This window comes from Candidatus Planktophila sulfonica (genome assembly GCF_002288065.1).
Lineage (GTDB): Bacteria > Actinomycetota > Actinomycetes > Nanopelagicales > Nanopelagicaceae > Planktophila > Planktophila sulfonica.
On record NZ_CP016773.1, the window covers coordinates 853,672 to 880,466 of the forward strand.

Here is a 26,795-nt window from a genome sequence, read left to right on the forward strand (position 1 = left end):
CTATTCTCTCCTTGCATCGCCTGGGTTGGGCTTGTTTATGCAGGGATTTCGGTGGATTCGCTCTATCCCGCCCCCTCTTGCTACCCTTACGCCCTGTTCCTCACAGGAACGAGAATTCTTTAGATCTAAGGAATTTGTAATCTAGAAGGAGTACCGACATGGCATCTTCATGCGACATCTGTGGCAAGGGCCCAAGCTTTGGCAATAACGTTTCACACTCACAGGTGAAGACACGTCGTCGTTGGAATCCAAATATCCAGCGCGTTAAGACAATCGTTGCAGGCGCATCAAAGCGTCAGAACGTATGTACTTCATGCCTTAAGGCTGGCAAAGTAACTCGTTAATTCTTATCTTTAGCTAAAAATGGCTCCAGGAAACTGGGGTCATTTTTCTTTCTAACCCAGAAATTCCTGAGCCTGCAATAACTGATCCAATTCGAATTCCAGGCAGGTTTACACCCGTTGCAAGTAAGGCATGGTCTTCTCCCCCGGCAAGAATCCATTGCAAGATATCCACTTTGAGTTCATCGGCCAATGCGCTCAGTTCGGCAAATTCACTCGCCTGCACAATCGCCTTCTGATCAATAGAAATTTGAACACCTGATGCATCAGCGATCTGTTCAGCCTGGACAAGCACCGAATCGCTGACATCAGCCATTGCAGTCGCGCCCGAAAAATCAATTGTGTAATCCAAAGTCGGTGCAGAGAATTCTGACAGCGCTTTCTCAGCTGTTGCACTATTAATTGAAATCTCTCGGGTGAGTAGTTCAAACCCTGCTGCAGACCATCCTGTGAGAGATGAGAGATAGAGACCATCTCCGACCTTGGCGCCTGATCGCAGAATTGGGGAAGATGAGTTTCCAACAGCAGTCATGGAGATGACGATTTTGGGGCCACGCGCAATATCTCCACCAACAACAAGTGCGCCGGCAAGGTCTGCTTCATGTTTCATTCCGCGAGCTAGATTTTCAATCCACTGCAAAGTTTCATCGCCGGTAAGGGCAACGGAAGCAGTGAGGAAGTCGCACTTTCCACCCATTGAGAGAATGTCGGCAACGTTTGCAGCGGTGATCTTGCGCCCGATATCGAACGGTGAGGACCACTCGAGTTTAAAGTGAACATCCTCAACAGCCATGTCGGATGTAATGATGGATTGAGATTGCGTGGCTACGACGGCGGCATCATCGCCGATTCCGACTTTGAGCCGAGAGTCTGCGGTTGCGAATATCTGCTGTAAGACAGATATAACTTCGCGCTCCTGAAATCCCATAGCCACAAGACTAGGACATGAGATAGCGTTAGGTCGAAGCGCAGGGAAAGAAAGAAGGAACTCACATGTCAGTACAGGCTTACATCTTGATTCAAACAGAAGTCGGCAAGGCCTCATCAGTTGCGGCTGCAATTAAGTCGATCGCTGGAGTCTCACTCGCTGAGGGTGTAACCGGTCCTTACGATGTGATCATGCGCGCTGAAGCTCCATCGATGGAAGAGTTCGGCCGTGCAATTTTGACCAAAGTTCAAGCAGTGCCAGGTATTACCCGCACGCTTACTTGCCCCGTAACTAATTAATAACTTAGTTAGGTAATGCGCTCTTAAGTAGGTGCGTAATTACCTCTGAATATTCAATACCTGTGGCTTGCCACATCTTTGGATACGCCGAAGTTCTCGTAAATCCTGGCATCGTATTAATCTCGTTAATAATGATTTCTCCGCTATGAGTGACAAAGAAATCAACGCGCGCTAGACCTTTTGCACCAATCGCTTTGAAAGCGATGAGTGCATAGCTTCGAATCTTTTCGATAATCTCATTGCTAAATGGTGCCGGAATATCAATGCGAGTTGCACCATCGAGATACTTAGCTTGATAGTCATAGAACTCGTACTGAGGATCTATCCACACTTTGCCAGGAATTGAAGCTTGCGGATTGCCATCAATTTCAAGAACTGCACATTCAACTTCGGCACCATCAATTCCGCTTTCAATCAATACTTTCGAATCGAATGAGAGCGCTTCTTCCATTGCAGAAGTAAATGCGCCAATCTCTTTGACCTTTACAGTCCCGCGACTTGAGCCACCTCGAGAAGCTTTTACAAAGAGTGGCATACCGAGATTTGAAATTGATTTCGTAACCGCGCTTGGGTCGCGCTTCCACTCTGCTTCAGCGACGGTAACGCCAAGTGCGATAGCAATTCCTGCCTTTTCAAAGAGCAGCTTTGCATCGGACTTATCCATCGCAAGTTCAGAGGCAACCGCACCGCTTCCGACATATGGAATTCCTAGCTGATCGAGATCGCTTTGAAGTTGTCCATCTTCTCCATATGTACCGTGCAGAACGGAAAAAATCACATCAATTGCAAGATCTTCGCCATCTACAGATAGTCCGTTGGTTCCACGAAGTACTTCAGGAAAATTGCCGCTAACTGCTGGAAGATTCTTATTATTGATTGCTAACGGATAATCAATAGGCAGAGCAATCCATTTACCTTCGCGCGTAATGCCGATAAGGATGGGTTCATATGCAGAGCGATCAATTGCTGAGAGCACGCCACCGGCAGAGAGACATGAAATCTCGTGTTCGCTACCTGGTCCCCCGCATAAAATTGCAACGCGCATCATCGAATGAAGTTTTCTGCCTTAGTGGTGATCTCCATCAATTTCTGAAGTGCGGCCTCAGGCGACAACTGCTCACTCACTATTTCGCCCACTGCCTCAATGACAGGAACTTCAACCCCTACGCGGTGTGCAATTTCAACAACTGCTCCAGCTGAAGCAACACCTTCGACAGTCTTTGCTACTTCCTCACGGGCTTTAGCCATCGAACCAGTGCGCCCCACAACTTCACCAAAGGTACGGTTGCGAGATAGCGGAGAGCCGCAACTTGCGACGAGATCTCCCATGCCAGCAAGACCTGCTGCTGAAAGTGGATCAGAACCGTGGGCTGCGCAGAGTCGAGCAACTTCATTAAGTCCTCGAGTAATCAACATCGCTTGAGTGTTCTCGCCATAACCCATTCCAATCGAGATTCCTACAGCGAGAGCGATAACGCTCTTGATTGCCCCGGATAGCTCGCAACCCATGACATCAACGGATGTGTAGACGCGGTAATACGGAGTACGGAATAAATCGCGAATGGTTTCAGCAAGTTCGGTTGTAGGTGCCGCAGCTACAGCGCCTGCTGGTTGGCGAAGAACGAGTTCGTCAGCAAGGTTCGGACCTGTAATGATGGCAATCTTGTGGCTGCCGAGTACATCTTCAATGACTTCAGTCATGCGCATCTGGGTGCTGATCTCAATACCTTTGAGCGTGCTCACGATTGTTGACGTTGGCTTGAAGAATGGCTTCCACTCTTGCAACGTTGTACGTAGTTGCTGGGCAGGAATAGCTAATACATAAGTCTCAGAAAAGTCGAAAGCCTGCTGAAGATCAGTGGTTGCAGTGAGTGCATGAGGAAGGGTATGAGCCCCGAGGTATTTGGTATTTGTATGCGAGGTATTGATTTCGGCGATGACATCTTCGCTTCTGCCCCACAAGAGAACTTCATTTCCAGCATCACTTAAGACCTGCGCCATAGTTGAACCCCAGGCGCCTGCTCCGAATACCGTTACTTTGCTCATGCTCGCTTCTTCTTGAAGTTTCCCGTACGTGGTAAATCTGATGTGTGTGGGTCAAAGATTACTTCAGGGCGCTTCTCGCCACGAATCTCTTCGAGTAAATCAGTAATTGCGCGCATGATTGCAGCAGTTGCTTCGATAAGCGCCTGAGGGTCATCACCTTTACCTTTCCACTTGGAAAGATCTACTGGCTTGCCTGCGCGGATAATGATGGTCTTGCGAGGGAAGAGGTTGAGTTTCGTTGTGTAGTTGGGAACGACAAGTTGAGAACCCCACTGCGCAATGGGAATAACGGGAGTATCAGTTTGAAGTGCGAGACGAGCACAACCCGTCTTTGCGATCATGGGCCACATATCGGGATCACGAGTAAGTGTTCCTTCAGGATAAACACCCAACATATGGCCTTGTTCGAGAATAATTTTGGCGTGGTCTACAGCTTTCTTCGCATCTGCTGATTCGCGTTCGACCGGAACTTGGCCTGCAGCCAGGATGATTTTGCCAATGATTGGAACTTTAAAGACACCTGCTTTGCCTAAGTATCTCGGTGCACGACCATTGCGGAAGAGAAAGTGCGTAAAGACGAGTACGTCGAGATAAGACATGTGATTGCTTGCCACGATGACGCGACCCTTGGACGGAATATTTTCAGCGCCCTTCCAATCGCGACTCATGAAGAGATTGAAGATCGGAATGATGAGATTTGCGCAGATTTTGAAGGTGAGGTTTGTGCCGAGTGGATACCCGCTAGGCGGCTCGTAGCGAACCTTGAACTGCGACATAGTTGAAATCCTAACCATAAAAAAACTGAGGCCGCACATTGTGCGACCTCAGTTTTATAGAAGTTTGAGAAAGAAGAATTAACGCTTCTTTGCAGCCTTCTTAACTACCTTCTTAGCTGCTGGCTTCTTCTTTGCTGGAGCCTTCTTAGCAACCTTCTTTGCAGCTGTCTTCTTCTTTGCTGGAGCCTTCTTAGCAACCTTCTTAGCAGCTGGCTTTACAGCAGCCTTTGGAGCTGGCTTTACTTCTGGCTTTGGTGCTGGGCCGAGCTTGCGATCGCCAGCGATAACTTCCTTGAGTGCCTTTGCAGGGAGGAAGCGAGCCTTCTTTGAAGCCTTGATCTTGATTGTCTCGCCAGTGAATGGGTTACGTCCCATACGTGCCTTGCGGTCAACCTTCTTGAACTTACCGAAGTCGTTGATCATGACATCGTTTCCAGCTGACATGTTACGAACGATTGTGTCAAAAACGATATCTACAGCGTGAGCTGCTTCTTTCTTGCTGCCGTTGAAGTGTGGGGCCAACGCAGCGATGAACTGGGCCTTATTCATGGATTTCCCCTAAGTTTTACGCGTAAATAATTAAGCTTTTGCTTAACTGCGTAAAACTTAAACCTATTTGTAGGGTGAGAGCGTTATTGACGCGTGCGTGTCGCAAGTAAATATTTTGCGAAAATTCAACTTTTTATGCGTAAAAAACCCTCATTCTGAAGTTGAGACTTTTACACAATCTACTCACCCTAGATAAAAAACCAGCGAATTACGCTCGTTTTCAGTGGCTAGATGCGAATCGGAAGTGTCGTTGGCTTATATGAAGCGCGCTTTGCCTCGAATGCATCGATGGAATCAGTGTGTTTCAACGTTAATCCGATGTCATCAAGACCTTCCATCAAACGCCAACGGGTGTAATCGTCGAGTTCGAATGGGACGGTGACATCGTTATAGGAAACGGTACGTGTATCGAGATCCACAGTGATTTCAGTGCTTGGGGTGGCTTCGATTGCCTGCCAGATAGCTTCGACAGATTCCTGAGGCAAGATCACAGTAAGCAGCCCACCCTTGAGTGAGTTGCCGCGGAAAATGTCTGCAAAGCGGCTTGAGATAACTACCTTGAAGCCGTAGTTCTGCAGCGCCCACACTGCGTGCTCGCGTGATGAACCAGTTCCGAATTCGGGTCCTGCAACAAGAACTGTTCCGTTCTTGTACTCATCCTTATTGAGGACGAATTCAGGATCGTTGCGCCAAGCCGAGAAGAGGCCATCTTCAAAGCCGCTACGAGTAACGCGCTTGAGATAAACGGCAGGAATGATCTGGTCGGTATCAACATTGCTGCGACGAAGAGGGACTCCGGTTCCAGTGTGCTTAATGAATTTTTCCATTGTCATATACCTCTCTTACAAATCTGCCGGTGATGAAAGTGTTCCGCGGATTGCTGTTGCTGCTGCAACGAGCGGGCTGACGAGGTGTGTACGTCCACCCTTTCCTTGGCGACCTTCGAAGTTACGGTTTGAAGTAGATGCAGAACGTTCGCCAACTGCTAGTTGGTCTGGGTTCATTCCAAGACACATAGAGCAGCCAGCATTACGCCATTCTGCGCCGAAATCGATAAAGACCTTATCGAGGCCTTCCTTCATCGCTTGCTGACGAACGCGCTCTGAACCAGGCACTACAAGCATGCGAAGTTTTGGTGCAATCTTCTTGCCTTCAATAACCGAAGCTGCTGCACGAAGATCTTCGATGCGACCGTTGGTGCAGGAGCCCAAGAAAACAGTGTCAATAGCTATCTTCTTCAGCGGTGTTCCAGCAGTTAGTCCCATGTACTCAAGTGCGCGCTCTGCTGCACCACGCTCTTCTGAATCCTTAATATCTGCAGGATTTGGAACAGATGCGTTCAGTGGCAAACCTTGTCCTGGGTTCGTTCCCCATGTAACAAATGGCTCGAGCGTGTTGGCATCAAGGTTGATTTCAACGTCGAACTTGGCATCAGCATCTGTAAAGAGCGTCTCCCAATAGCCTTGCGCTGCTGCGAAATCTTCAGGTGCGTGTGGCTTGCCCTTGATGTAATCAAATGTCTTCTGATCAGGTGCGATAAGTCCTGCACGTGCGCCTGCTTCGATAGACATGTTGCAGACGGTCATGCGACCTTCCATCGAAAGTTCGCGAATTGCTGAACCGCGATATTCAATGATGTAACCCTGCCCCCCGCCTGTACCGATTTGAGCGATGATGGCAAGGATGATGTCCTTTGCGGTAACGCCTGGCTTCAATGAACCTTCGACATTAATTGCCATTGTCTTTGGACGGCGTGAAGGAAGAGTCTGAGTAGCAAGAACATGTTCAACTTCGGATGTTCCGATACCAAATGCGATTGCGCCAAATGCTCCGTGTGTTGATGTATGTGAATCGCCGCAGACGATTGTCATACCTGGCTGCGTAATTCCAAGCTGTGGTCCAACAACGTGTACAACGCCTTGGTCAGCGTCTCCTAATGAGTGGATGCGAACGCCGAACTCCTTTGCATTGTTGCGAAGTGTGTCGATCTGAAGCTTTGAAACAGGATCTGCAATCGGCTTCAAGATATCAAGCGTTGGTGTGTTGTGGTCTTCTGTTGCAATAGTTAAATCAGGGCGACGAACTTTGCGACCTGCAAGACGCAATCCATCGAATGCCTGTGCACTTGTTACTTCGTGTACAAGTTGTAGATCGATGTAAAGAAGATCTGGCTCTCCCTCGGCCTGTCGAACGATGTGGTCATCCCAAATCTTCTCGGCTAGCGTCTTACCCATCAGCTGTTGTGCTCCTTTAGAACTCGTATATTTTGCATCTCAGTAAGTGGGATGCTAATATCAATCCGTGGATAAGAAGAATAGCGGAGTCGGCGTTCTAGACAAAGCCGTAGGTATCTTGGCAACGCTCGAATCAGGGCCTCATTCACTCGCAGAGCTCGTTGCAGCCACTGGTATCGCCCGCCCAACCGCTCACCGCCTAGCGGTAGCGCTCGAATTCCACCGTCTCGTTGCCCGTGATCTCAATGGTCGCTTCATCTTAGGTCCACGTTCTGCCGAACTTGCTGCCGCGGCTGGTGAAGATCGCCTTATTGCAGCTGCTGCCCCAGCGTTAGCAGCGTTACGCGATGCCACTGGTGAATCTGCGCAGTTATATCGCCGCCAAGGAGATATCCGTATCTGTGTAGCTGTTGCTGAACGTCTTTCAGGTCTGCGCGACTCTGTTCCGGTTGGTGCATCGCTCACGATGCAGGCAGGTTCTGCTGCACAAATTTTGATGGCATGGGAAGACTCAGAGAAGATTCATCGCGGCCTTAAGAATGCGCGTTACACCGCAGCTCACTTGGCTGCAGATCGCCGTCGTGGCTGGGCGCAATCAGTTGGCGAACGCGAAGCCGGCGTTGCTTCCGTTTCAGCGCCCGTGCGCGGCCCTAATGGAAAAGTTATCGCCGCAGTTTCAATTAGCGGACCTATCGAGCGTTTAGGACGTCAACCAGGACGTTTACATGCAGCTGCTGTTGTGGCAACTGCAGAGCGCCTCACAGAGCACCTAAAGCAAGGTAAGTAAGAAGCAGGGTAGGTAGTTAGTTACCTGCAAGATCGAGTTCACGAAGAACTCGAGTGATGATTGTGAAGTTAAATCCCTTACGCGCCAATAAAGATTGAATACGGCGAATCTGCACATCCGGTTCAAGGCGTGACATGGTGTTGTACTTCTTGAAACCTAAATCGAATGCAACGCGGTATTCGGATTCATCATCAATCCCATCGAGGGCTTCATCGATCTGCTCTTGAGTAACACCCTTCTGACGAAGTTCGCCGGCGATGATTCGCTTCGATAACTTCTTATGTGAGTGGCGTGATGTTGCCCAAGCGGATGCGAATTCGCGATCATTGACGAGGCCGGTCTCTTGGAGACGGAAGACGACTGCTTGCGCCACATCATCTTCTACGCCACGGGTCTTAAGGTGAGCGAGAAGCTCGCCCTTACTTTTCGCCCTGGCCACAAGTGCATTGAGTGCAATTGTGTGAGCTACTTCGTAAGGGTCGGAGCCCTCACCACGTTCAACCTTTGCAAATTGCAGTGAAATTAGAAATCAACCTCTGCTGCTGCTTCATCGATCTCTGCGATTAACGCTGCATCTACCTCGACAGGTACGAAGCTTGCGCGGATCTTAGATTCGATCTCATTGGCGAGATCGGGATTGTCGATGAGGAATGCGCGTGAATTTTCCTTACCTTGGCCGAGTTGATCAGCTTCGTAGGTGTACCAAGCGCCAGATTTCTTAACGATACCGAGCTCGACGCCCATATCGAGAAGTGAACCTTCGCGAGAGATTCCAACACCGTAGATGATGTCGAACTCTGCCTGCTTAAATGGTGGAGCCATCTTATTTTTGACGACCTTAACGCGGGTGCGGTTACCGACAGATTCGGTGCCATCCTTAAGAGTTTCGATGCGACGGATATCGAGGCGAACAGATGCATAGAACTTGAGCGCCTTTCCACCTGTTGTTGTTTCAGGGGATCCGAAGAAGACGCCAATCTTTTCGCGGAGCTGGTTGATAAAGATTGCTGTTGTCTTTGATTGGTGAAGTGCGCCAGTGATCTTACGAAGTGCTTGAGACATAAGGCGTGCCTGTAGACCCATATGTGAGTCGCCCATCTCGCCTTCAATTTCTGCGCGAGGAACAAGAGCTGCAACTGAGTCAACGACAACGAGATCGAGAGCGCCAGAGCGAATCAACATATCCATGATCTCGAGAGCTTGTTCGCCGGTATCTGGCTGTGAAACAAGGAGCGCATCGATATCGACGCCGAGCTTCTTTGCATACTCTGCATCGAATGCGTGTTCAGCATCGATAAATGCGCAGATACCGCCAGCCTTCTGCGCATTAGCAATTGCGTGAAGTGTAAGAGTTGTCTTACCTGAAGATTCAGGTCCATAAATTTCAATGATGCGGCCACGTGGTAGGCCACCAATTCCGAGAGCGACATCGAGTGCGACAGAACCGGTTGGGATAACCTCGATTACCTGTGCTTGTCGATCAGACATCTTCATTACTGAGCCCTTACCAAACTGTCGTTCGATTTGAGCAAGCGCGGTATCTAACGCCTTTTGGCGATCAGATGTAACTTTTTCTTCAGGCTTTGATTTTTCAGCAGCCATTGTTATCTCCATTTCATCTCGAACGTCTGCGAGCGCAGCCGTTGGTATTCGGCCCAGAAGGTACGGAAGTTCTCTGCTACGGCCCTCGCGTTATAGAGACGCTGTGGGCGGATGCTGAGCACCGCTCTGGTTGATCGGGCCACTTTTGATGGCCTTATTACTTTCGTAATGGCTAAAGGGTATCCGAACATCTGTTCGAAAGGTAGCAGGCGCCACTGACAAGTAGGGTGTGTCGCGTGTTGATCCTCCTGCCGCCCTCCGAGAAGAAGAGCCAGACGGATAAACCCACCCCGGCCATGAGCGTCTATGCGGGGGTTCTCTACCAAGCCCTCGATTGGAGCTCGCTCTCCCCTGCTGCCAAGAAGCGTGGCGAGACCGCCCTTGCGATTATCTCGGCCAAGTACGGCGTAGTTCGCCCAACGCAGCGAATTGAAAGTTATAAAGAGAAGATTGATAACAAGGCCATGCGCGAACCCGTGGCTGCGATCTTAGATCCCATTAAGACGGGGCTGATTGTCGATTGCCGGTCATCGACTTATAAGACTGTGTGGCACTCCCCTGTCGATATCACTGTTGAAGTCCGAGTCTCGACTGTGGTCGATGGTGTGCGCACTGTGGTGACGCATATGTCGAAGAAGACCCGCGGGGAAATTGCCCGTTGGTTGCTGCAGAGCCGTTCGATGCCAAAGACTCCTGAAGATCTCTATGCGATTGTCTCTGAGAAATACCCGTGTGCTCTTACGCCATCTGATGGCGTTGAGCCGTGGATTCTGGAAGTTATTGCAGTTTAGCTAGGCGCGTGAAAAGGCAGTTCGCTTAATAAAGTCAACTGTAAGAGCTGGGTAGTTCCACATAATCACATGCGCGCAATTATCGACGACAATCCATTTTGAATGACGCGGTGCAACTTCACGCTCTTGGGCGCGCGGGTGCGGCAAGGTTAAGTCGTAATCTCCAAAGACGATCGATACTGGAATTTCTTCAGAAATCGTTGAATCAAATTTCTTAAACCGAATTGCTTTCCACATCGGCATATAGCCAATAGAACGTGCCATTGCAATCACGGAATCTTTACAGGATTCAAATGAAAGCTCTCGCCATAAGTGAGTGATCTTCTTATAACCCAACGCTTTCAGTGGCGGTAAGTGATAGGCCAAGCGAAGAAAGTACTGAGAAATCTTTGCAAGGATTCGCGCCAATAAGCTTGGTGGAAGTTTCTGCGTTGGTCCTTCATGCCATAAACCAGCTGGGGCAAGGGCTGTAACGCTCTTTACTCGGTCTGGAAATTGCGCAGCAAGTTCGAGTGCAATCCATCCGCCTAACGAATTGCCCGCCACATGGAATTCACGGACTCCGTGATCTTTCTCCATCGCTGTAACAATTGAGTGCGCAAGTGAGCGCGGATCAAGGGGTTCGTCGTGCAAAGGTGCGCTGCCGTGTCCTGGAAGATCGACTGGATAGATAGTGAATGAATCTTCTAGACCTGCGTGCAGCGTCTTCCAGATATTTCCAGCTGAACCCAATCCATGCACCAATACCAGGGCTGGCAAATCTGGTTTACGTGAAAATACTTCAGAAGTTACAGGCATTATTAATAACGGTATTTCTCGGTCTCGGTGGGACATTGCTTGCACACCGCCCGCCATATTTCATCCGCTTCGCGACCTGCAGTGAGAGCCTCATTGACCGTCATAGAACCCAATTCGCTAATAGCTATATCTTGAGAGAAGGAGGTTGCCCATGCATCACCAAATGAGAGCACGATTCTTTCGCGCAGATCCGAAATACGCATCAGTTTAAAAGAGAGTGCGCTCTACAAGAAGCTCAGCTTGTTCGCGAGACTGCTTTGGGGTGATGGGTTGCATTACTTGCCCCAGCAACCAACGCATTGCAAGTCCTGTGCCAGCTTCTGATTTCGTTGCCTCATAAATACATGTTGCTAGAACTAAGTAGAGCGGGTTTTCTGCATGAGACATAATCGCAATGAGCAGCTGCGCATCATGTTGACGCATGGCTGAAAGTGCAGGGTCTGCTGAGATGACCTTGGAAAGTGTTTCGAGTGCATCTGCCGGTGTTCCTGCACGTTGTGCCAGATCAACTAGCTTTTCAACTTCGAGAGTTATGAGCGCTTCAAGTACAGCGTTCTTATCGCGGTAATGGTTATATAAAGTCGCACGAGAGACTTCGGATGCATCTGCAATATCAATCATCGAAATATTTGAGACTCCGTGAAGAGCAATAAGAGATTTTGTTCCTTCGAGAATTGCGCTCTCGGTGCGACGATGGATTCCGCCTTGCAAGGCGTACTTAGGCTGCGTCGACAACGGAGAGCTTTGCGCTTTCACGAGATTTGATTTCGTGTGCAACGCCTGTCATTACAGATGACAATGTAAGTCCGAGCGCATCGCAGATTGCATTGAGAAGTTCAGAGGATGCTTCTTTTTGACCACGTTCTACTTCAGAGAGATAACCCAAAGAGACGCGGGCTTCGCGAGCAACATCGCGGAGTGTGCGAGATTGTGAGGTGCGAGCATCACGAAGTGTGTGGCCAACTGCTTCACGCAATAACGTCATCGCCCATCCCCTCTTCTCGTGGTGTATTAGCTAAGGATACGGGCAAAGGTGCCCATCGCGCTGGATATAGCGCCTTGTCGCACGCCATCGCGACCGCTATCGAGGGTCAAGTGCAGGGTTTGGCAGATTGGTCCACAGATTGCAATCCAGACCGTGCCTTCTCGAATTCCCATGTAATCGCCTGGGCCAGCAATGCCTGTCGTTGCAATAGCCCATGTGCTTCCCAATTTCTCTATTGCACCTTGCGCCATTTCGATCGCTACTTCTTCGCTGACGACAGTATGTTGATCAATCGTGGACTGCTTGACTCCAAGAACATTTACTTTTACATCAGATGTGTATGCGACTACTCCCCCGATAAAAACGGAGGACGCTCCGGGAACTTGGGTAAGTGCGTGACCAAGACCGCCACCAGTAAGTGATTCGGCAACCGAAACAGTTTCGCCACGAGATTTCAAAATCTCGATGATGGACTTAGCGTGAGCTTTGGAAGGCATACGGTAAATCTACCGCTTGGAATACCACGAGCGTAAGTAGTCGTAGGCAGAAGTTATTGTCAGAATGATTGCCACGCTGATAAATCCATATTTAAACCAATCAAGCCAAGCTGGCAGCGGCAGGATGAAGAACCCCACTCCAAAGTTCTGCATCAGCGTCTTAATCTTTCCGCCTTTGCTTGCAGGTATTACGCCATTCTTAATGACAAGCAGCCTGAAGAGTGTGATTCCGATTTCGCGGGTAAGGATGAGAATCGTGATCCACCAAGGGAAACGATCAAGAATCGAAAGCGAGATCATTGCCGCGCCAATAAGCGCTTTATCTGCCACAGGATCTAGGAATGTTCCGAGTGGCGTAATTTTATTTGAGTGGCGTGCCCAGCGACCATCGACGATATCGGTCATGCCAAGGGTAAAGAAAATGGCATATGAAATTAATTGATAGGTCGAATTACTGCCACCATCGTAAAAAAGGGTATAGACACCAAACGGAATCAGAAGGATTCGAGTAACAGTCAAAGTATTTGGCGTGATGAATCCAGGGACTTTCATTGAACTTCAGCCACCAAATCTGCGCCCATGGAATCAACCACCACGGCATCAATATATTGCCCGACTTCGAAATTTGTACCTATGAAGGTGGTTGTTCCATCTACTTCTGGCCCTTGGTGCGCAGCGCGCCCTTCTTGTAATTCTGCATCTTCGATCAGAACTCGCACGGCTTCACCGATACGTCCTTGGGCTCGCAAGGAAACCATTTCATCAGCCAAAGAAGAAAGCGCCTCAACGCGTTCGCGAATGACTTCATCGGCAACCTTGTCGCTGAGATCAAGAGCCTCGGTGTTATCTTCATCGGAGTACCCGAAAATTCCAACTGCATCTAGCTTTGCAGCAGTAATGAAGTCGGCAAGCTCGTTGTAATCTGCTTCAGTTTCACCGGGGAAGCCAACGATAAAGTTAGAGCGGATTCCTGCTTCAGGTGAGAGTGCGCGGATTTGGGTGATCAGATGCAAGAATTTTTCGGAATCACCAAAGCGGCGCATGCGACGCAAGACGGTCGGGCTGGTGTGCTGGAATGAAAGATCAAAGTAAGGCGCGACCTTATCAGTCTCAATCATTGATTGAAGCAAAGAAGGGCGCATCTCAGCTGGCTGCAAGTATGAAAGTCGCACACGTTCGACGCCAGGGATTTCAGCGAATTCATGGAGGATCTTCTCCATCAACTTAAGATCGCCTAGGTCTTTTCCATACGAAGTCGTATTTTCGCTGACCAAGAAGAGTTCGCTGACGCCATTCTGGGCAAGCCATGTGGCTTCCTGCAGAATTTCAGTAGGACGGCGTGAAATGAATGAGCCACGGAAATATGGGATGGCGCAGAAAGAGCAACGGCGGTCGCAGCCAGATGCAATCTTGAGCGGAGCCCAAGGTGCGCTACCTAAGCGCTTACGAAAGAGTGAACCACCTGCACCAAGTGAAGAGGCATAGCTTTCATCGCGTGCTGCGGCACGTTCGACGGGAGCAATTGGCAGAAGAGCACGACGATCGCGAGGAACATGAGGAGTATGTGATTTTCCGCTGACAATTGATTGCAAACGTTCAGAAATATCTTGGTAATCATCAAAACCTAGAATTGCGTCTGCTTCAGGCAGCGCTTCAGCTAACTCTTTGCCATATCGCTCAGCCATGCATCCAACGGCTACTACAGCTCGTGTAGTTCCGTGGCCCTTGAGCGAGTTTGCTTCGAGAAGTGCGTCAACTGAATCTTTCTTGGCTGATTCAATAAAACCACAAGTATTTACAACGGCGACTTCAGCAGATTCAACATCATCTACAAGTGTCCATCCATCGGCTGCTAATCGGCCGGCAAGTTCTTCAGAATCGACTTCATTGCGTGCGCAGCCCATAGTGACGATGGCAACGGTACGAGACATAGGGGTGATGCTATCGGAAGGTGCGACGAACCTCTTCATTTTGGCCGCCCAATGGTGCAAGTTGCTTACCATTGAGAGTTACATCGAGCCCTGCTGGATTACTGAAGTAGATACTAATTACTTTTTCGCCCTTAAATGATTTGGTTTCGCCTTGGAAGATTGATCCCTTCGCGAGAGTCTCACCATCGGCAATGATGTGAATGTAAGAATTTCCACGAGCGGCCGTAATGCTCAGTTCAACTGGACCTGAGTTGGTTTCTGTAGAAGCCGTAGGCGCAGCGGCCGGAGTCGGAGATGCCGTAGTAGTTTTTGGCTTAGCTGGTGCAACATCTGCACTCTGATTAGAAATAACAATTTGAACAAGTCCCAAAAGGAGCAGAACGGCTACTGATGCAATTGCAGGAACTTTCCATGAGATTTTCTTAGCTTCGGATGGAACTTGCATCACATTATTTTCAACCAATAGATCTTGAATCGCACGATGTTCAGTTGAATGCTCTTCGTTATATAAATTAATGAGAGTCTGTGCATCGAGCCCAATTTTTGGCGCAATATTTCTTAAGTGGCCACGGGCGTAGGTATCTCCCCCACAATGAATGAAATTATTGTTTTCCATCTCGGTAAGAAGACCGATGCGAATACTTGTCGCTTCAGATAATGACGTAATGCTCAGGCGTGCAGCTTCGCGAGCATCGCGAATCGTGCTTCCGAGAGTCATTTTTTGCCGCCTTGCTGTGGGGAACCTAAGTGGTTAATTGTAACTTTAGAGGTATGGGTGATAAATAGATAGTTTCTCTATTTCGTCAAAATCACCCCTAAAACGCACCCAATGTTTGGCGCGAATTAATAATCGCGGAGCGTAGCAAGCACAGAATCGATTTCATCAGGCTTGACCATCACCGTGCGCGCCTTAGAACCTTCTGACGGTCCAACAATTCCACGAGATTCCATCAGATCCATGAGACGACCTGCTTTTGCAAAACCAACCCGAAGTTTGCGTTGCAACATAGAAGTTGAACCAAATTGCGTGCTGACAACAAGTTCGACTGCCTGAATAAGAATTTCGAGATCATCGCCAATCTCTTTATCAATATTCTTATTTGCCTGGGCAACCTGCGTAACATCATCACGATAACGTGGCGCTAATTGCTTCTTTACGTGGCCTACTACGGCTTCGATTTCGCGCTCTGAAACATAGGCGCCTTGGATACGGATTGCGCGGCTGGCTCCCATTGGAATAAAGAGGCCATCGCCCTGACCGATGAGTTTTTCGGCACCTGGGCTATCGAGAATAACTCGTGAGTCAGCAAGAGAAGATGTAGCAAAAGAAAGACGAGAGGGAACGTTTGCCTTGATAAGTCCTGTAACGACGTCAACAGATGGGCGCTGTGTTGCAAGTACCAGGTGAATACCTGCAGAACGTGCCAACTGAGTAATTCGAACAACTGACTCTTCTACTTCTCGCGCTGCAACCATCATGAGATCTGCAAGCTCGTCGATGATGACAAGTAGATATGGATAAGGCTCAACGACGCGATCAGATCCCGGAGGCGCAACAACCTTGCCAGCACGTACAGCCTTATTGAAATCATCGATATGTCTAAATCCAAATGTCGCTAGATCTTCGTAACGCAGATCCATTTCACGAACAACCCAGGTGAGTGCATCGGCTGCCTTCTTTGGGTTGGTGATAATCGGAGTAATCAAATGCGGAATACCTTCATAAGCAGTGAGCTCTACGCGCTTAGGGTCAATCAAGATAAGTCGTACATCATCAGGTGTTGCGCGCATCAAAACTGATGTAATCATCGCGTTAATCATCGAAGATTTACCTGCACCCGTTGCACCAGCAACTAATAAGTGCGGCATCTTGGCAAGGTTTGCACAGACAAAGTTGCCTTCTACATCTTTACCGAGGGCGACCAACATTGGGTGGTGATCTTGTCCCGCCACACTTGAGCGCATGACATCGCCCAAAGCCACGATTTCACGGTCAGCGTTGGGAATCTCGATACCTACAGCGGACTTACCTGGAATTGGAGAGAGAATTCGTACTTCGCTACTTGCAACAGCATACGAAATATTCTTTGAAAGCGCCGTGATGCGTTCGACCTTTACTGCATTTCCAAGTTCAACTTCATAACGAGTAACAGTTGGTCCGCGCATGAAGCCAGTTACTTGGGCATCGATATCAAATTGCTTGAAGACTTCGGTAAGCGATGCCACAACAGTTTCATTTGCCTTGCTCTTAGCTTTCGCTGCTGGGCCAAGCTTGAGAAGATCTTGCGAGGGAAGTTCGTACTTCGTATCGCTGGTGAGCAAGAGTTGCTCTGGGCGCTTCTCTGACTTAGGTGCGCTCACTAATTGCGCATCAAGAGGAGCCTTTGGAATTTCAACAGTAAATTCTTGGTCGAACTCTTCTTCATCAATCTCATCAGGCTCTTGATTCCAGGCGACAACCGGTGACTCAAAAGGAGGCGTATCGGTAATTTCAAAGTCATCTTCTTTACGTGCAGGCTTCTTTGACCATAGCCAGATAGCAATTACCTTGATGCGGATTCCGACTTTAGATATTGGCGTTGCAGTGATGATAAGTACGCCGAAGAAGAAAGTTGCGAAGAGAACTGGGTAAGCAAGAAGTGAAGTCATGAGCGCAACCAACGGTTTGGCGACCCAGTAGCCCAGCTGGCCTCCGCCATCACGAATTGCTGTAGCGCCAGTTGGATTTACCGCGCCAAGAGATCCGTTAAGAAGGTGCGCAATACCCGTTGCGCTGACTAGAAGTGTCAGAGTTCCAACAGTGATGCGACCCGTTGTGTGCTTATCTTCAGGTTTTCTAAAGAGACGAACGGCAAAGTAGAGAAGAACGAGTGGAGCCAAAATTCCGATACGACCAAAGGCGCCATAGAAGAGTGAGTAAAGATTGCGCCCTACAAAATTATCGGCCTTAAACCATGTTCCTGCGAATGCCGATAGCGAGAGCAGAAGGACGAGCAGAGCTGCTCCGTCACGGTGATGTTCGGGATCAAGATCGCGAGCACCGCGCGCTACAAATCGAATTGATGAGCCGAGAGATTTAGCCAGAAGGCGCCAGAGAGAGGACAGCGCAGATCCAACAATCTTTAGGAAAGACTTGTTAGTTGTGCGTTTCTTCTTCTTAGCCACACCTTCAATCTTAGGTGGAGGGTATTTTTCAAGCCCGTAGGCGCGCCGACCTAAACCTCGACGACAACGGGAACGATCATCGGACGTCGGCGGTGTTTCTGGCCGACCCATCCCCCGATAGTTCTGCGCACTACTTGTGAAAGTTGATGTGTTCCGTTAACTCCCTCTGCAACAGCTGCTGTGAGAGCTTTCTCAATCTGTCCACGCACTTCATCAAAGAGCGCTTCATCCTCATTAAATCCACGTGCATGAATATCTGGTCCCGCAACAATCTTTCCTGTTTGGGATTCAATGACGACAATGACAGAGATAAATCCTTCTTCGCCAAGGATTCGACGATCCTTCAATGAGGATTCAGTGATATCTCCAATGCTTTGGCCATCGACATAAACGAACCCGCAAGGAACGGCGCCCACAACTTCTGCCTCGTGGTTAACGAGATCTACAACGATTCCGTTTTCAATAATGAAAGCGTTTTCACGTGGCACACCGGACTGAATTGCAATCTCAGCATTTGCTTTGAGATGGCGCCATTCGCCATGAACAGGTAAGACATACTTCGGCTTCACGATGTTGTAGCAATAGAGAAGTTCGCCGGCAGCAGCGTGACCAGATACGTGCACCATGGCGTTAGCTTTATGTACAACTTTTGCACCAAACCGTGTGAGTTCGTTGATGACTCGGAAAACAGAATTTTCATTACCTGGGATAAGTGATGAAGCCAATATGACAGTGTCGCCATCGCCCACGCGAATCTGGTGGTCTCCATTTGCCATACGTGACAAGGCGGCCATTGGTTCGCCTTGCGAGCCTGTACAGATAAGTACAACACGATCATCGTAGTTATCGAGTTCGCGCGCATCGAAGAGAATTCCGCTTGGAACGTTGAGGTAACCCATATCTTCAGCGATCTTCATATTGCGAATCATGGAGCGGCCAATAAAAGCTACGCGACGATTGTGAAGTGCTGCGGTATCGATTACTTGTTGCACGCGGTGAACATGTGATGAGAACGATGCGACGATGACACGTCGTTTAGTGGATGCAATAACGCGATTGAGCGCAGGCATGATTTCGCGCTCTGAAGGAGTAAAGCCCGGAACATCGGCATTGGTTGAATCAACGAGGAAGAGGTCAACTCCTTCTTCGCCCAAACGAGCGAAGGTGCGCAAATCTGTAATGCGGCCATCAAGTGGAAGTTGATCCATCTTGAAATCGCCTGTGTGTAGAACAGTTCCAGCCTTAGTGTGGATTGCAACGGCAAGCGCATCTGGGATTGAGTGGTTGACTGCAACAAATTCGAGTTCGAATGGGCCGACATCTTCGCGATTGCCTTCGGTGACTTCACGAGTTAAAGGTGAGATGCGATGTTCTTTACATTTTGCTGAAATTAGAGCGATGGTTAGTGGCGATCCATAGACAGGAATATCTCCGCGTTCGCGCAAGAGATAAGGAACTGCACCGATATGGTCTTCGTGGCCGTGGGTAAGGAAGAGACCGACAACATCGTTGAGGCGATCGCGGATATAACTAAAGTCGGGAAGAATCAGATCGATTCCTGGTTGATTATCTTCAGGGAAGAGAACTCCGCAGTCCACAATCAGTAATTTCCCGTTGGTCTCATAGACCGTCATATTGCGACCGATTTCAGAGATTCCACCGAGTGCAACTATGCGCAAGCCGCCATCAACTAGCTTGCTAGGCGTACCGAGATTTGGATGGGGATGTTGTGTCATAAATTAATTCTTCAGCGTGACGCCGCCAGCAATCAGATCTTTACGTAGCTGTTCGATCTGTGCTTCGGTTGCATCAACGAGTGGCAGACGTGTTGTTCCTCCGGGAAGACCCATGAGTGACATCGCTGCCTTGGTCAAAATTGCACCTTGTGTGCGGAATGTGCCGGTAAATACTGGTAAGAGTTGTTGGTGAATCTCAAGAGCCTTTACAGAGTTGCCGGCGAACCAAGCATCAAGCATCGCTTTGAGCTGAAGCCCAACAGTGTGGCCACAGACAGATACGAAACCAACTGCGCCCACTGAAAGGAATGGCAGGTTGAGAATGTCGTCACCTGAGTAAACAGGAATTCCGCAACGCTTGATTACCCAAGAAGTTGCAGCGATATTTCCCTTTGCATCTTTAAGAGCCACGATGTTATCGACAGTTTCAAAGAGTTTAACGATGGTGTCAGATTCAATTTCAACGCCGGTGCGACCTGGAATGTCATACATCATGATTGGTAAATCGGTAGCTGCTGCAACTGCGCGGAAATGTGCTTCGATGCCTGCTTGAGGAGGCTTGTTGTAATACGGAGTTACGACGAGAAGTCCGTCAGCTCCTGCATCCTGTGAACGCTTTGCTTGTTCGACTGTGTAAGAAGTTTCGTTATCGCCTGCGCCTGAGAGAACTTGAATCTTTGAGCCAACAACCTTCTTTACAACTTTGATGATCTCAAGTTTTTCAGATGACTTAGTTGTTGGAGCTTCACCGGTTGTTCCGTTGACAGCGATGCCATCGTGGCCGGTATCAACGAGATGTTGTGCAAGCTTTTCTACGCCAGCCCAGTCGATGGATCCATCTTTATCAAATGGGGTCACCATTGCGGTGAGGAGTCGACCGAAAGGCGCTTGCGTACTCATTTGGGCATCTTATCGCTTAAGGCGCGATACGACCAGATTTTTCAAATGCCCCGTATGTAAGAGGCATTAATTTCGCGAATTCGGCTTCCATTTTTTCGGCAACCATCTCGATTTCGCGTTGTGGGTAGCTTGGGAAGTGTGAACCTTCACGAGCTGTACGAAGTGAAAGGAAGTTCATGAGTGCACGTGCATTCATGGTTACGTACATTGATGAATAGGTAGCAACAGGAAGTACTACGCGCGCAACTTCACGGGCAACGCCAGCTTCGAGCATCTTCTGATATGAATCGTAAGCAATGAGATATGCATCTTTCATCGCCTTGACGCTGATATCAAATTGTTCAGCTGTTCCATCTTCAAATGTATATGCGCCGGTCTTGCCGACTTGAACCAACTTACGTTCCTGAGATGGAATGTAGAAAACTGGCTTGAGTTCGCGGTAGCGACCTGACTCTTCGTTATATGAAGCGATGCGGTGGCGCATGAATTCGCGGAATACAAAGATCGGAGCTGAGACAAAGAAGGTCATAGAGGTATGTTCAAATGGTGAACCATGGCGTTCGCGAGCAAGGTAATTGATCAGTCCCGCAGAACGAGCTGGGTCTTCGCCAATCTCATCCATTGATTGTTCGCCAGCTGTCGATACACGCGCTGCCCAAATAACGTCGGCATCGCTCGCGCTTGCCTTGATGAGTTCAACGGATACATCGTCTCTAAAAATTACGGTCTCAGACATGTCCGCACCTTATCTTTCAACCCCCCTCCACCCTCTGGATATCTAGGGCACAATTGCCGCGTGTCCAGAGTGAACCGCGCCACCGCTACCCAAAGTCTGAGCGTCTCCTTCACTGTTGGCCTATATGGAACCGCTTTTGGGGCGGCCTCAATCGCAGCAGGATTTTCGATTCTACAAACCTGCCTTCTCTCACTTTTGACCTTCTCTGGAGCATCGCAGTTTGCTGTCGTTGGAGTAATGGGTGCAGGAGGAAGTGCAATCTCTGGAATTGCTACTGCTTCACTTCTCGGAATTCGCAATGGTCTCTATGGCTTGCGAATGGCGCCTGTATTAAAGGTTCGCGGGCTGAAGAGAGTGATTGCAGCGCAAGTAACGATTGATGAATCAACCGGTGTATCAATCGGTCAAGAAGATCTTGGTCTCGATGCAATGAAACATGGTTTCTGGCTCACCGGTTTTGGCGTCTACATCTTCTGGAATTTCTTCACGCTTCTTGGCGCACTCGGCGCACAAGCAATGGGAAATCCATCAGCATGGGGTCTTGATGCCGCAGTCCCTGCCGCATTTCTTGGCCTTGTCTGGCCGAGACTTCTAGGAAAATTCGAACGCGTACTTGCTGCATCTGCAGTTGTTCTGGCCATTACGCTCAGTCCAGTAATTTCAGCGGGCTTACCGATTATTGCTACAGCGCTACTTGCCGTTGCATTTGGATGGAAGGTGCGCGCATGAGTGCACTGTGGATAGGAGTTCTCGGAACCAGCGCGATTGCATTTGCCCTTAAATACACAGGTCATTCGATTCCAGAGAAGTACTTAACAAATCCGCGCATGCTGCGAATCAATACTTTGATTCCAATTGCCCTACTGAGCGCGCTCGTTGGCGTTCAGACTCTTACCGAGAAAGGTAAGTGGGTTATTGATCAGCGTTTAGCAGGAGTTGCCGTAGCACTTATTGCCCTCAGCCTGAAAGCTCCATACTTCGTCGTCGTGATTTCAGCTGCCGTTACATCTGCAGTGTTATACAGACTGTAAAGTTAAATAATGCCGAGCGAAGTGAGCTTGGCCTTGAGATCGTTATCTGATGGTTCTGTCAGATGAGTTCCATCTGAGAAAACGATGACAGGAATCGACTTCGCTCCCCCATTGATCTCTTGCACCTTTGCTGCAGCTGATTCATCTACTTCTACATCGATGTGATTGACCTGAACATCTAGCTCTTCAAAGAGGCGCTTTGAGCGACGGCAATCTCCGCACCAATCGGCGCCGTACATTGTGATATCTGCCTGTGCCATCTCTTAACCCTCCATAAAGTTTTCAAGGCCGAATGTCAGCCCTGGATGAGTAACAACCTGACGAACACCAAGAAGAACTCCTGGCATAAAACCAACTCGGTCAATTGAGTCGTGACGAATGGTGAGTGTTTCACCGATTCCGCCGAGCAGAACTTCTTGGTGTGCAACTAATCCACGAAGTCGGACAGAGTGAACTGGAATATCCCCCACAGTTGCACCGCGTGCGCCGTCGAGCGATGTTGATGTTGCATCTGGCATTGGAGCAAGACCTGCCTCTTTACGAGACTTCGCCATGAGTTCTGCTGTACGAGCCGCGGTTCCAGATGGAGCATCGACCTTATTTGGGTGGTGAAGTTCAATAATTTCTGCAGATTCAAAGTACTTAGCTGCCTTAGTCGCGAACTCCATCATCAGAACTGCGCCAATTGCGAAATTAGGGGCAATAAGAACGCCTGACTTAGAAGATGCAAGCAAACTCTTGATCTTTGCGATGCGAGCATCGTCGAAACCAGTTGTTCCAATAACCGCGTTGATGTTGTTGGCAATGAGAAATTCGAGGTTGGCCATTACTGAATCTGGAGTCGTGAAATCTACGACTACCTGCGCGCCATTGGCAACAAGTGCGTCTAATGAATCACCAAGATCAAGGGCGGCAACGAGTTCGAGATCAGTCGCATCAGTAACTGCCTTAACAACTTCTGAACCCATGCGGCCACGTGCACCGAGTACGCCTACTTTGATCATTTCTCGAGCACCTTTTCAAATTTTGATTCGTTCTTAAATGGACCGACGAGAGCAAGGGTAGGCGTTTTCACCAAGAACTCGCTGGCAATTTCGCGGATGTCTTCAGCGCTTACGCGAGAAATCGCTTTGAGAATGTCATCAAAATCCATGACTTGGCCATAAACGATTTCATTCTTGCCGATACGGCTCATGCGTGAGCCGGTATCTTCCTGGCTCAAGACGAGTGAGCCACGGACTGCGCCCTTAGCGCGTTCAATTTCTTCATGAGTCATTCCATTATCTGCAACGTCTGATAAAACGCTGCGGATGATTTCGACAACTTCGATTGCCTTTGTCGGATTGCAACCGGCATAGAAACCAAGAACTCCAGAACCTGCGAACTGCTGTGCATAGGCGTAGACAGAATAGGCAAGGCCACGCTTTTCACGGATTTCCTGGAATAAGCGCGATGACATTCCGCCACCGAGAGCTGCAGAGAGAACGCCCATAGAGAAACGACGATCATCGGCTCGAGCAACGCCTTCCATGCCATAGAACATGTGGGCTTGTTCGCTCTTCTTGTACATCAGCCCAACTGACTGCTGCTTTGAATTCTTCACAGGAATATTGGGGCGAACTACAGGAGCTGCAAGAACATCGAGGAAGTTATCGCGAGAAAGAGCTTCTTCAACCATGGCGACGACGCGCTTATGTTTGATATTTCCTGCAACAGCAACAACGAGATCTTGAGGCAGGTACTTCTTCTTGTAGTAGTTAAACACTGTATTGCGTGACATTCCGTTGATTGAGTCAATCGTGCCCAGAATAGGGCGACCGATTGGGGTGTCTCCGTAATAAGTGTCGCTAAAGAGATCGTGCACGAGATCACTTGGATCGTCATCGCGCATCGCAATTTCTTCTAGGACTACCTTGCGTTCGGCATCGACATCCAGGGCTGTAACGATAGATGAAGTGATGAGATCACTAACAACTTCGATAGCCATCGGAAGATCGGTATCAATAACACGTGCGTAGAAGCAGGTGTACTCCTTCGATGTGAAGGCATTCATCTCGCCGCCAACAGATTCGATAGAAGATGAAATCTCTAGCGCTGTTCGACTTGTCGTTCCTTTAAAGAGAAGGTGCTCTAGAAAGTGAGAAGCACCAGCTGTTGCCGGTGCTTCATCGCGTGAACCTACATTGACCCAGATTCCCACAGCAGCGCTGCGCACTGACGGAACTTCTTCCGTAACAATGCGCAGGCCACTTGAGTGAACTGAGCGTTTGACTGACATCTACTTATTCAGCAGCTGGAGTCGTTCCATCTTCGAGAACTGGAACCAAAGAGAGCTTGCCCTTTGGATCAATCTCGCCGATTTCTACCTGAATCTTGTCGCCAACCTTCATGACATCTTCAAGGTTTTCAATGCGCTTTCCACCATGCATCTTGCGAATCTGAGATACGTGGAGCAAGCCATCTTTGCCTGGCATCAATGACACGAACGCACCGAATGTTGCGAGCTTTACGACTGTACCGAGGTAGCGCTCTCCGACTTCTGGCATCTGTGGGTTAGCAATTGCGTTGATCTGTGCGCGAGCTGCTTCAGCTGAAGGTCCATCGGTTGCACCGATGTAGATGGTTCCATCATCTTCAATTGAGATATCTGCGCCAGTTTCATCTTGAATCTGGTTGATGATCTTGCCCTTAGGCCCGATTACTGCACCGATCTGATCGACAGGAATCTTTACAGAGATGATGCGTGGAGCGTATTGGCTCATCTCATCAGGAGTATCGATTGCTTCGTTCATGACATCGAGAATCGCAAGACGCGCTTCCTTTGCCTGATGAAGTGCGCCAGCAAGAACTGATGCAGGGATTCCATCGAGCTTTGTATCGAGTTGAAGAGCTGTAACGAAGTCCTTTGTTCCTGCGACCTTAAAGTCCATATCTCCGAATGCATCTTCTGCACCGAGAATATCTGTGAGCGCAACGTATTCAACCTTGCCATCGACATCATCAGAGATGAGACCCATTGCAATACCTGCAACAGGGGCCTTGAGAGGCACGCCTGCTTGAAGCATTGAAAGTGTTGATGCACAGACAGATCCCATTGAAGTTGATCCATTTGAACCAAGTGCTTCAGAGACCTGACGGATTGCGTAAGGGAACTCTTCGCGAGTTGGAAGTACTGGGATAAGTGCGCGCTCAGCAAGTGCACCGTGACCGATTTCGCGGCGCTTAGGTGTACCAACACGACCTGTTTCACCAGTTGAATATGGTGGGAAGTTGTAGTTGTGCATGTAGCGCTTTGATGTGTCAGGGCTCATTGTGTCGAGCTGCTGTTCCATCTTGAGCATATTAAGAGTTGTGATTCCGAGAATCTGTGTCTCTCCGCGTTCGAAGATTGCAGAACCGTGAACGCGTGGAATTACTTCTACTTCAGCTGACAAGGCACGGATGTCGCGGAGTCCACGGCCATCGATACGGATCTTGTCACGAAGTACGCGCTGACGTACAAGCTTCTTTGTGAGTGAGCGGAACGCTGCAGGAACTTCCTTTTCACGGCCTTCGAAGGCAGCTGAAACTGATTCCTTTGTTGAAGCTGAGATCTCATCGATCTTAGTTTCGCGCTCTTGCTTACCTGAAATTGTGAGTGCCTTTGCAAGATCATCCTTTGCAGCCTTTTCAACTGCTGCAAATACATCATCCTGGTAATCAAGGAACACTGGGAAGTCAGCTGTTGGCTTTGCAGCAACTGCTGCAAGCTTTGACTGTGCTTCGCAGAGAATGCGAATAAATGGCTTTGCAGCATCAAGACCCTGCGCAACGATCTCTTCTGTAGGAGCCTTAGCGCCTTCAGCAATGAGTCCGATTGTGCGAGTTGTTGCTTCAGCTTCAACCATCATGATTGCAACATCGTCAGCTGTTACGCGACCTGCTACGACCATATCGAATACAGCGTTCTCGACCTGTGAGTGGTTAGGGAATGCAACCCACTGGCCGTCGATTAGTGCAACACGTACACCACCGATTGGACCAGAGAATGGAAGACCTGCGAGCTGTGTAGACATTGAAGCTGCGTTGATCGCAATCACGTCGTACATGTGATCTGGATCGAGCGCCATTACTGTCACAACGATCTGAACTTCGTTACGAAGTCCCTTAATAAATGATGGGCGCAATGGGCGGTCGATCAAACGGCAAGTAAGAATTGCCTCTTCTGATGGACGACCTTCGCGACGGAAGAATGAACCAGGAATCTTGCCGATGGCATACATCTTCTCTTCAACATCCACTGTGAGTGGGAAGAAGTCGAATTGATCCTTAGGTGTCTTTGATGCTGTTGTTGCCGAGAAGATCATTGTCTGATCATCGAGATAAACAGCTGCAGCTCCTGCTGCTTGCTTAGCGAGGCGTCCTGTTTCGAACTTGATCTCGCGCTTTCCGAACTTTCCGTTATCGATAACGGCTACTGCTGATTTTACGTCTTGACCCTCCATAGGGCGCTCCTTTAATTAAGTCAGCGCACCACATAAGGCAAATGAATCTTCGATCGAAGTCCACGAAATTATTTTCTGAATCAGCATTTCGTGAGCCACTACCGAGGACCATTTATCCTCGTGGGCGCTGATGCTCCAGTCAGGCCTCCGTATGAGGCCCAACTTTCCTACCAAGTACT

Annotated in this window: 31 protein-coding genes; 6 read left to right on the forward strand and 25 right to left on the reverse strand. The window is 49.0% G+C overall.

Going from position 1 to position 26,795, the window contains the following annotated elements; translation table 11 throughout:
• The first annotated feature begins 158 nt into the window (after nucleotides 1–158).
• On the forward strand, nucleotides 159–344 hold the full coding sequence (gene rpmB, locus A1sIA56_RS04270) for a 50S ribosomal protein L28 (protein ID WP_095531270.1): 186 nt from the start codon (nucleotides 159–161) through the stop codon (nucleotides 342–344).
• Between the two features lie 13 nt (nucleotides 345–357).
• Here rpmB and thiL read toward each other — a convergent pair whose 3' ends face one another.
• Complete coding sequence (gene thiL / locus A1sIA56_RS04275; protein WP_095673706.1) at nucleotides 358–1,269, reverse strand: thiamine-phosphate kinase; 912 nt, start codon at nucleotides 1,267–1,269, stop codon at nucleotides 358–360.
• Between the two features lie 65 nt (nucleotides 1,270–1,334).
• Here thiL and A1sIA56_RS04280 point away from each other — a divergent pair, with 65 nt between their 5' ends.
• Nucleotides 1,335–1,568 (forward strand): Lrp/AsnC family transcriptional regulator, encoded by a 234-nt coding sequence (locus tag A1sIA56_RS04280; protein WP_095531268.1) that lies wholly within the window; start codon nucleotides 1,335–1,337, stop codon nucleotides 1,566–1,568.
• A 4-nt stretch (nucleotides 1,569–1,572) separates the two neighbouring features.
• Here the strand turns inward: A1sIA56_RS04280 and A1sIA56_RS04285 are convergent, their stop codons facing one another.
• The 6 genes from A1sIA56_RS04285 to leuC form a co-directional block, all read right to left on the reverse strand.
• Nucleotides 1,573–2,616 (reverse strand): D-alanine--D-alanine ligase family protein, encoded by a 1,044-nt coding sequence (locus A1sIA56_RS04285; RefSeq protein ID WP_095673707.1) that lies wholly within the window; start codon nucleotides 2,614–2,616, stop codon nucleotides 1,573–1,575.
• Nucleotides 2,613–3,614 carry an NAD(P)H-dependent glycerol-3-phosphate dehydrogenase gene (locus A1sIA56_RS04290; RefSeq protein WP_095673708.1) on the reverse strand — a complete coding sequence of 334 codons (1,002 nt, stop codon included), beginning with the start codon at nucleotides 3,612–3,614 and terminating at the stop codon, nucleotides 2,613–2,615. The genes A1sIA56_RS04285 and A1sIA56_RS04290 overlap by 4 nt, the downstream gene beginning before the upstream one ends.
• Nucleotides 3,611–4,390, reverse strand: a complete 780-nt coding sequence (locus tag A1sIA56_RS04295) for a lysophospholipid acyltransferase family protein (RefSeq protein ID WP_095673709.1) — start codon at nucleotides 4,388–4,390, stop codon at nucleotides 3,611–3,613. Before A1sIA56_RS04295 ends, A1sIA56_RS04290 begins: the two co-directional genes overlap by 4 nt.
• A gap of 78 nt (nucleotides 4,391–4,468) precedes the next feature.
• Nucleotides 4,469–4,939 (reverse strand): HU family DNA-binding protein, encoded by a 471-nt coding sequence (locus A1sIA56_RS04300; RefSeq protein WP_095673710.1) that lies wholly within the window; start codon nucleotides 4,937–4,939, stop codon nucleotides 4,469–4,471.
• Nucleotides 4,940–5,166: 227 nt separating this feature from the next.
• Nucleotides 5,167–5,766, reverse strand: coding sequence for a 3-isopropylmalate dehydratase small subunit (gene leuD / locus A1sIA56_RS04305; protein ID WP_095674184.1), 600 nt, complete (start codon nucleotides 5,764–5,766; stop codon nucleotides 5,167–5,169).
• A gap of 15 nt (nucleotides 5,767–5,781) precedes the next feature.
• Nucleotides 5,782–7,173: a 3-isopropylmalate dehydratase large subunit gene (leuC, locus tag A1sIA56_RS04310; RefSeq protein WP_095673711.1), complete on the reverse strand. Its 1,392-nt coding sequence runs from the start codon at nucleotides 7,171–7,173 to the stop codon at nucleotides 5,782–5,784.
• Between the two features lie 67 nt (nucleotides 7,174–7,240).
• On the opposite strand from leuC, the gene A1sIA56_RS04315 reads away from it, so the two are divergent.
• Nucleotides 7,241–7,960 (forward strand): IclR family transcriptional regulator, encoded by a 720-nt coding sequence (locus A1sIA56_RS04315; protein ID WP_095531261.1) that lies wholly within the window; start codon nucleotides 7,241–7,243, stop codon nucleotides 7,958–7,960.
• 16 nt (nucleotides 7,961–7,976) lie between these two features.
• Here A1sIA56_RS04315 and A1sIA56_RS04320 read toward each other — a convergent pair whose 3' ends face one another.
• Together A1sIA56_RS04320 and recA are read right to left on the reverse strand one after the other, a co-directional pair.
• Nucleotides 7,977–8,477: a regulatory protein RecX gene (locus tag A1sIA56_RS04320; RefSeq protein WP_420021863.1), complete on the reverse strand. Its 501-nt coding sequence runs from the start codon at nucleotides 8,475–8,477 to the stop codon at nucleotides 7,977–7,979.
• A 5-nt stretch (nucleotides 8,478–8,482) separates the two neighbouring features.
• Complete coding sequence (recA, locus tag A1sIA56_RS04325) at nucleotides 8,483–9,562, reverse strand: recombinase RecA (protein WP_095673713.1); 1,080 nt, start codon at nucleotides 9,560–9,562, stop codon at nucleotides 8,483–8,485.
• Nucleotides 9,563–9,798: 236 nt separating this feature from the next.
• Between recA and yaaA the strand changes: the two genes are divergently transcribed.
• Nucleotides 9,799–10,353 (forward strand): peroxide stress protein YaaA, encoded by a 555-nt coding sequence (gene yaaA, locus A1sIA56_RS04330; RefSeq protein WP_095673714.1) that lies wholly within the window; start codon nucleotides 9,799–9,801, stop codon nucleotides 10,351–10,353.
• On the opposite strand, the gene A1sIA56_RS04335 is transcribed toward yaaA, so the two are convergent.
• The 12 genes from A1sIA56_RS04335 to thyX all read right to left on the reverse strand — a co-directional run bounded on the left by A1sIA56_RS04335 (nucleotide 10,354) and on the right by thyX (nucleotide 21,101).
• The gene (locus tag A1sIA56_RS04335; RefSeq protein WP_190276986.1) at nucleotides 10,354–11,151 is read right to left on the reverse strand and encodes an alpha/beta fold hydrolase; all 798 of its coding nucleotides are present in this window, start codon (nucleotides 11,149–11,151) and stop codon (nucleotides 10,354–10,356) included.
• A gap of 2 nt (nucleotides 11,152–11,153) precedes the next feature.
• On the reverse strand, nucleotides 11,154–11,354 hold the full coding sequence (locus A1sIA56_RS04340; protein WP_095673716.1) for a DUF3046 domain-containing protein: 201 nt from the start codon (nucleotides 11,352–11,354) through the stop codon (nucleotides 11,154–11,156).
• A 4-nt stretch (nucleotides 11,355–11,358) separates the two neighbouring features.
• The gene (locus A1sIA56_RS04345) at nucleotides 11,359–11,886 is read right to left on the reverse strand and encodes a TetR/AcrR family transcriptional regulator (RefSeq protein WP_223298407.1); all 528 of its coding nucleotides are present in this window, start codon (nucleotides 11,884–11,886) and stop codon (nucleotides 11,359–11,361) included.
• Entirely contained in the window at nucleotides 11,870–12,136 is a 267-nt protein-coding gene (locus A1sIA56_RS04350) for a helix-turn-helix domain-containing protein (protein WP_095673718.1), read from the reverse strand. Before A1sIA56_RS04350 ends, A1sIA56_RS04345 begins: the two co-directional genes overlap by 17 nt.
• Nucleotides 12,137–12,162: 26 nt before the next feature.
• Complete coding sequence (locus A1sIA56_RS04355) at nucleotides 12,163–12,633, reverse strand: CinA family protein (RefSeq protein ID WP_095673719.1); 471 nt, start codon at nucleotides 12,631–12,633, stop codon at nucleotides 12,163–12,165.
• A 9-nt stretch (nucleotides 12,634–12,642) separates the two neighbouring features.
• Nucleotides 12,643–13,185 carry a CDP-diacylglycerol--glycerol-3-phosphate 3-phosphatidyltransferase gene (gene pgsA, locus A1sIA56_RS04360; protein WP_095673720.1) on the reverse strand — a complete coding sequence of 181 codons (543 nt, stop codon included), beginning with the start codon at nucleotides 13,183–13,185 and terminating at the stop codon, nucleotides 12,643–12,645.
• Nucleotides 13,182–14,564 carry a 30S ribosomal protein S12 methylthiotransferase RimO gene (gene rimO, locus A1sIA56_RS04365; RefSeq protein ID WP_095673721.1) on the reverse strand — a complete coding sequence of 461 codons (1,383 nt, stop codon included), beginning with the start codon at nucleotides 14,562–14,564 and terminating at the stop codon, nucleotides 13,182–13,184. The genes pgsA and rimO overlap by 4 nt, the downstream gene beginning before the upstream one ends.
• Before the next feature lie 10 nt (nucleotides 14,565–14,574).
• A complete protein-coding gene (locus A1sIA56_RS04370) occupies nucleotides 14,575–15,282 on the reverse strand; it encodes a helix-turn-helix domain-containing protein (RefSeq protein WP_095673722.1) in 708 nt (235 codons plus the stop codon).
• 125 nt (nucleotides 15,283–15,407) lie between these two features.
• Entirely contained in the window at nucleotides 15,408–17,729 is a 2,322-nt protein-coding gene (locus A1sIA56_RS04375; RefSeq protein WP_190276987.1) for an FtsK/SpoIIIE family DNA translocase, read from the reverse strand.
• Nucleotides 17,730–17,779: 50 nt separating this feature from the next.
• On the reverse strand, nucleotides 17,780–19,465 hold the full coding sequence (locus tag A1sIA56_RS04380) for a ribonuclease J (RefSeq protein ID WP_095673723.1): 1,686 nt from the start codon (nucleotides 19,463–19,465) through the stop codon (nucleotides 17,780–17,782).
• Between the two features lie 3 nt (nucleotides 19,466–19,468).
• A complete protein-coding gene (gene dapA / locus A1sIA56_RS04385) occupies nucleotides 19,469–20,365 on the reverse strand; it encodes a 4-hydroxy-tetrahydrodipicolinate synthase (RefSeq protein WP_095673724.1) in 897 nt (298 codons plus the stop codon).
• Between the two features lie 16 nt (nucleotides 20,366–20,381).
• On the reverse strand, nucleotides 20,382–21,101 hold the full coding sequence (gene thyX / locus A1sIA56_RS04390) for an FAD-dependent thymidylate synthase (RefSeq protein ID WP_095673725.1): 720 nt from the start codon (nucleotides 21,099–21,101) through the stop codon (nucleotides 20,382–20,384).
• Between the two features lie 60 nt (nucleotides 21,102–21,161).
• Here thyX and A1sIA56_RS04395 point away from each other — a divergent pair, with 60 nt between their 5' ends.
• On the forward strand, nucleotides 21,162–21,830 hold the full coding sequence (locus A1sIA56_RS04395) for an AzlC family ABC transporter permease (RefSeq protein ID WP_223298408.1): 669 nt from the start codon (nucleotides 21,162–21,164) through the stop codon (nucleotides 21,828–21,830).
• Entirely contained in the window at nucleotides 21,827–22,132 is a 306-nt protein-coding gene (locus A1sIA56_RS04400) for an AzlD domain-containing protein (protein WP_095673727.1), read from the forward strand. Before A1sIA56_RS04395 ends, A1sIA56_RS04400 begins: the two co-directional genes overlap by 4 nt.
• 2 nt (nucleotides 22,133–22,134) lie before the next feature.
• On the opposite strand, the gene A1sIA56_RS04405 is transcribed toward A1sIA56_RS04400, so the two are convergent.
• Genes A1sIA56_RS04405 through A1sIA56_RS04420 form a run of 4 tightly spaced genes read right to left on the reverse strand, consistent with a single transcriptional unit; the run spans nucleotide 22,135 to nucleotide 26,616 of the window.
• Nucleotides 22,135–22,392: a glutaredoxin domain-containing protein gene (locus tag A1sIA56_RS04405; RefSeq protein ID WP_095673728.1), complete on the reverse strand. Its 258-nt coding sequence runs from the start codon at nucleotides 22,390–22,392 to the stop codon at nucleotides 22,135–22,137.
• Nucleotides 22,393–22,395: 3 nt separating this feature from the next.
• Complete coding sequence (gene dapB, locus A1sIA56_RS04410) at nucleotides 22,396–23,136, reverse strand: 4-hydroxy-tetrahydrodipicolinate reductase (RefSeq protein WP_095673729.1); 741 nt, start codon at nucleotides 23,134–23,136, stop codon at nucleotides 22,396–22,398.
• Nucleotides 23,133–24,410, reverse strand: a complete 1,278-nt coding sequence (locus tag A1sIA56_RS04415) for a M16 family metallopeptidase (protein ID WP_095673730.1) — start codon at nucleotides 24,408–24,410, stop codon at nucleotides 23,133–23,135. Before A1sIA56_RS04415 ends, dapB begins: the two co-directional genes overlap by 4 nt.
• Before the next feature lie 4 nt (nucleotides 24,411–24,414).
• The gene (locus tag A1sIA56_RS04420) at nucleotides 24,415–26,616 is read right to left on the reverse strand and encodes a polyribonucleotide nucleotidyltransferase (RefSeq protein WP_095673731.1); all 2,202 of its coding nucleotides are present in this window, start codon (nucleotides 26,614–26,616) and stop codon (nucleotides 24,415–24,417) included.
• Nucleotides 26,617–26,795 lie beyond the last annotated feature (179 nt).

What these genes read in the sequence shown, in the direction of transcription:
- A1sIA56_RS04370 (WP_095673722.1), bottom strand. Translation starts at nt 15,282, where the DNA reads ATGACTCTCGGAAGCACGATTCGCGATGCTCGCGAAGCTGCACGCCTG.
- rimO (WP_095673721.1), bottom strand. Translation starts at nt 14,564, where the DNA reads ATGTCTCGTACCGTTGCCATCGTCACTATGGGCTGCGCACGCAATGAA.
- pgsA (WP_095673720.1), bottom strand. Translation starts at nt 13,185, where the DNA reads ATGAAAGTCCCTGGATTCATCACGCCAAATACTTTGACTGTTACTCGA.
- A1sIA56_RS04300 (WP_095673710.1), bottom strand. Translation starts at nt 4,939, where the DNA reads ATGAATAAGGCCCAGTTCATCGCTGCGTTGGCCCCACACTTCAACGGC.
- A1sIA56_RS04285 (WP_095673707.1), bottom strand. Translation starts at nt 2,616, where the DNA reads ATGATGCGCGTTGCAATTTTATGCGGGGGACCAGGTAGCGAACACGAG.
- leuC (WP_095673711.1), bottom strand. Translation starts at nt 7,173, where the DNA reads ATGGGTAAGACGCTAGCCGAGAAGATTTGGGATGACCACATCGTTCGA.
- A1sIA56_RS04290 (WP_095673708.1), bottom strand. Translation starts at nt 3,614, where the DNA reads ATGAGCAAAGTAACGGTATTCGGAGCAGGCGCCTGGGGTTCAACTATG.
- thyX (WP_095673725.1), bottom strand. Translation starts at nt 21,101, where the DNA reads ATGTCTGAGACCGTAATTTTTAGAGACGATGTATCCGTTGAACTCATC.
- A1sIA56_RS04280 (WP_095531268.1), top strand. Translation starts at nt 1,335, where the DNA reads ATGTCAGTACAGGCTTACATCTTGATTCAAACAGAAGTCGGCAAGGCC.
- recA (WP_095673713.1), bottom strand. Translation starts at nt 9,562, where the DNA reads ATGGCTGCTGAAAAATCAAAGCCTGAAGAAAAAGTTACATCTGATCGC.
- A1sIA56_RS04400 (WP_095673727.1), top strand. Translation starts at nt 21,827, where the DNA reads ATGAGTGCACTGTGGATAGGAGTTCTCGGAACCAGCGCGATTGCATTT.
- A1sIA56_RS04350 (WP_095673718.1), bottom strand. Translation starts at nt 12,136, where the DNA reads ATGACGTTATTGCGTGAAGCAGTTGGCCACACACTTCGTGATGCTCGC.
- A1sIA56_RS04380 (WP_095673723.1), bottom strand. Translation starts at nt 19,465, where the DNA reads ATGACACAACATCCCCATCCAAATCTCGGTACGCCTAGCAAGCTAGTT.
- dapA (WP_095673724.1), bottom strand. Translation starts at nt 20,365, where the DNA reads ATGAGTACGCAAGCGCCTTTCGGTCGACTCCTCACCGCAATGGTGACC.
- A1sIA56_RS04405 (WP_095673728.1), bottom strand. Translation starts at nt 22,392, where the DNA reads ATGGCACAGGCAGATATCACAATGTACGGCGCCGATTGGTGCGGAGAT.
- leuD (WP_095674184.1), bottom strand. Translation starts at nt 5,766, where the DNA reads ATGGAAAAATTCATTAAGCACACTGGAACCGGAGTCCCTCTTCGTCGC.
- A1sIA56_RS04340 (WP_095673716.1), bottom strand. Translation starts at nt 11,354, where the DNA reads ATGCGTATTTCGGATCTGCGCGAAAGAATCGTGCTCTCATTTGGTGAT.
- A1sIA56_RS04295 (WP_095673709.1), bottom strand. Translation starts at nt 4,390, where the DNA reads ATGTCGCAGTTCAAGGTTCGCTACGAGCCGCCTAGCGGGTATCCACTC.
- A1sIA56_RS04415 (WP_095673730.1), bottom strand. Translation starts at nt 24,410, where the DNA reads ATGTCAGTCAAACGCTCAGTTCACTCAAGTGGCCTGCGCATTGTTACG.
- dapB (WP_095673729.1), bottom strand. Translation starts at nt 23,136, where the DNA reads ATGATCAAAGTAGGCGTACTCGGTGCACGTGGCCGCATGGGTTCAGAA.
- A1sIA56_RS04355 (WP_095673719.1), bottom strand. Translation starts at nt 12,633, where the DNA reads ATGCCTTCCAAAGCTCACGCTAAGTCCATCATCGAGATTTTGAAATCT.
- rpmB (WP_095531270.1), top strand. Translation starts at nt 159, where the DNA reads ATGGCATCTTCATGCGACATCTGTGGCAAGGGCCCAAGCTTTGGCAAT.
- A1sIA56_RS04335 (WP_190276986.1), bottom strand. Translation starts at nt 11,151, where the DNA reads ATGCCTGTAACTTCTGAAGTATTTTCACGTAAACCAGATTTGCCAGCC.
- thiL (WP_095673706.1), bottom strand. Translation starts at nt 1,269, where the DNA reads ATGGGATTTCAGGAGCGCGAAGTTATATCTGTCTTACAGCAGATATTC.
- A1sIA56_RS04420 (WP_095673731.1), bottom strand. Translation starts at nt 26,616, where the DNA reads ATGGAGGGTCAAGACGTAAAATCAGCAGTAGCCGTTATCGATAACGGA.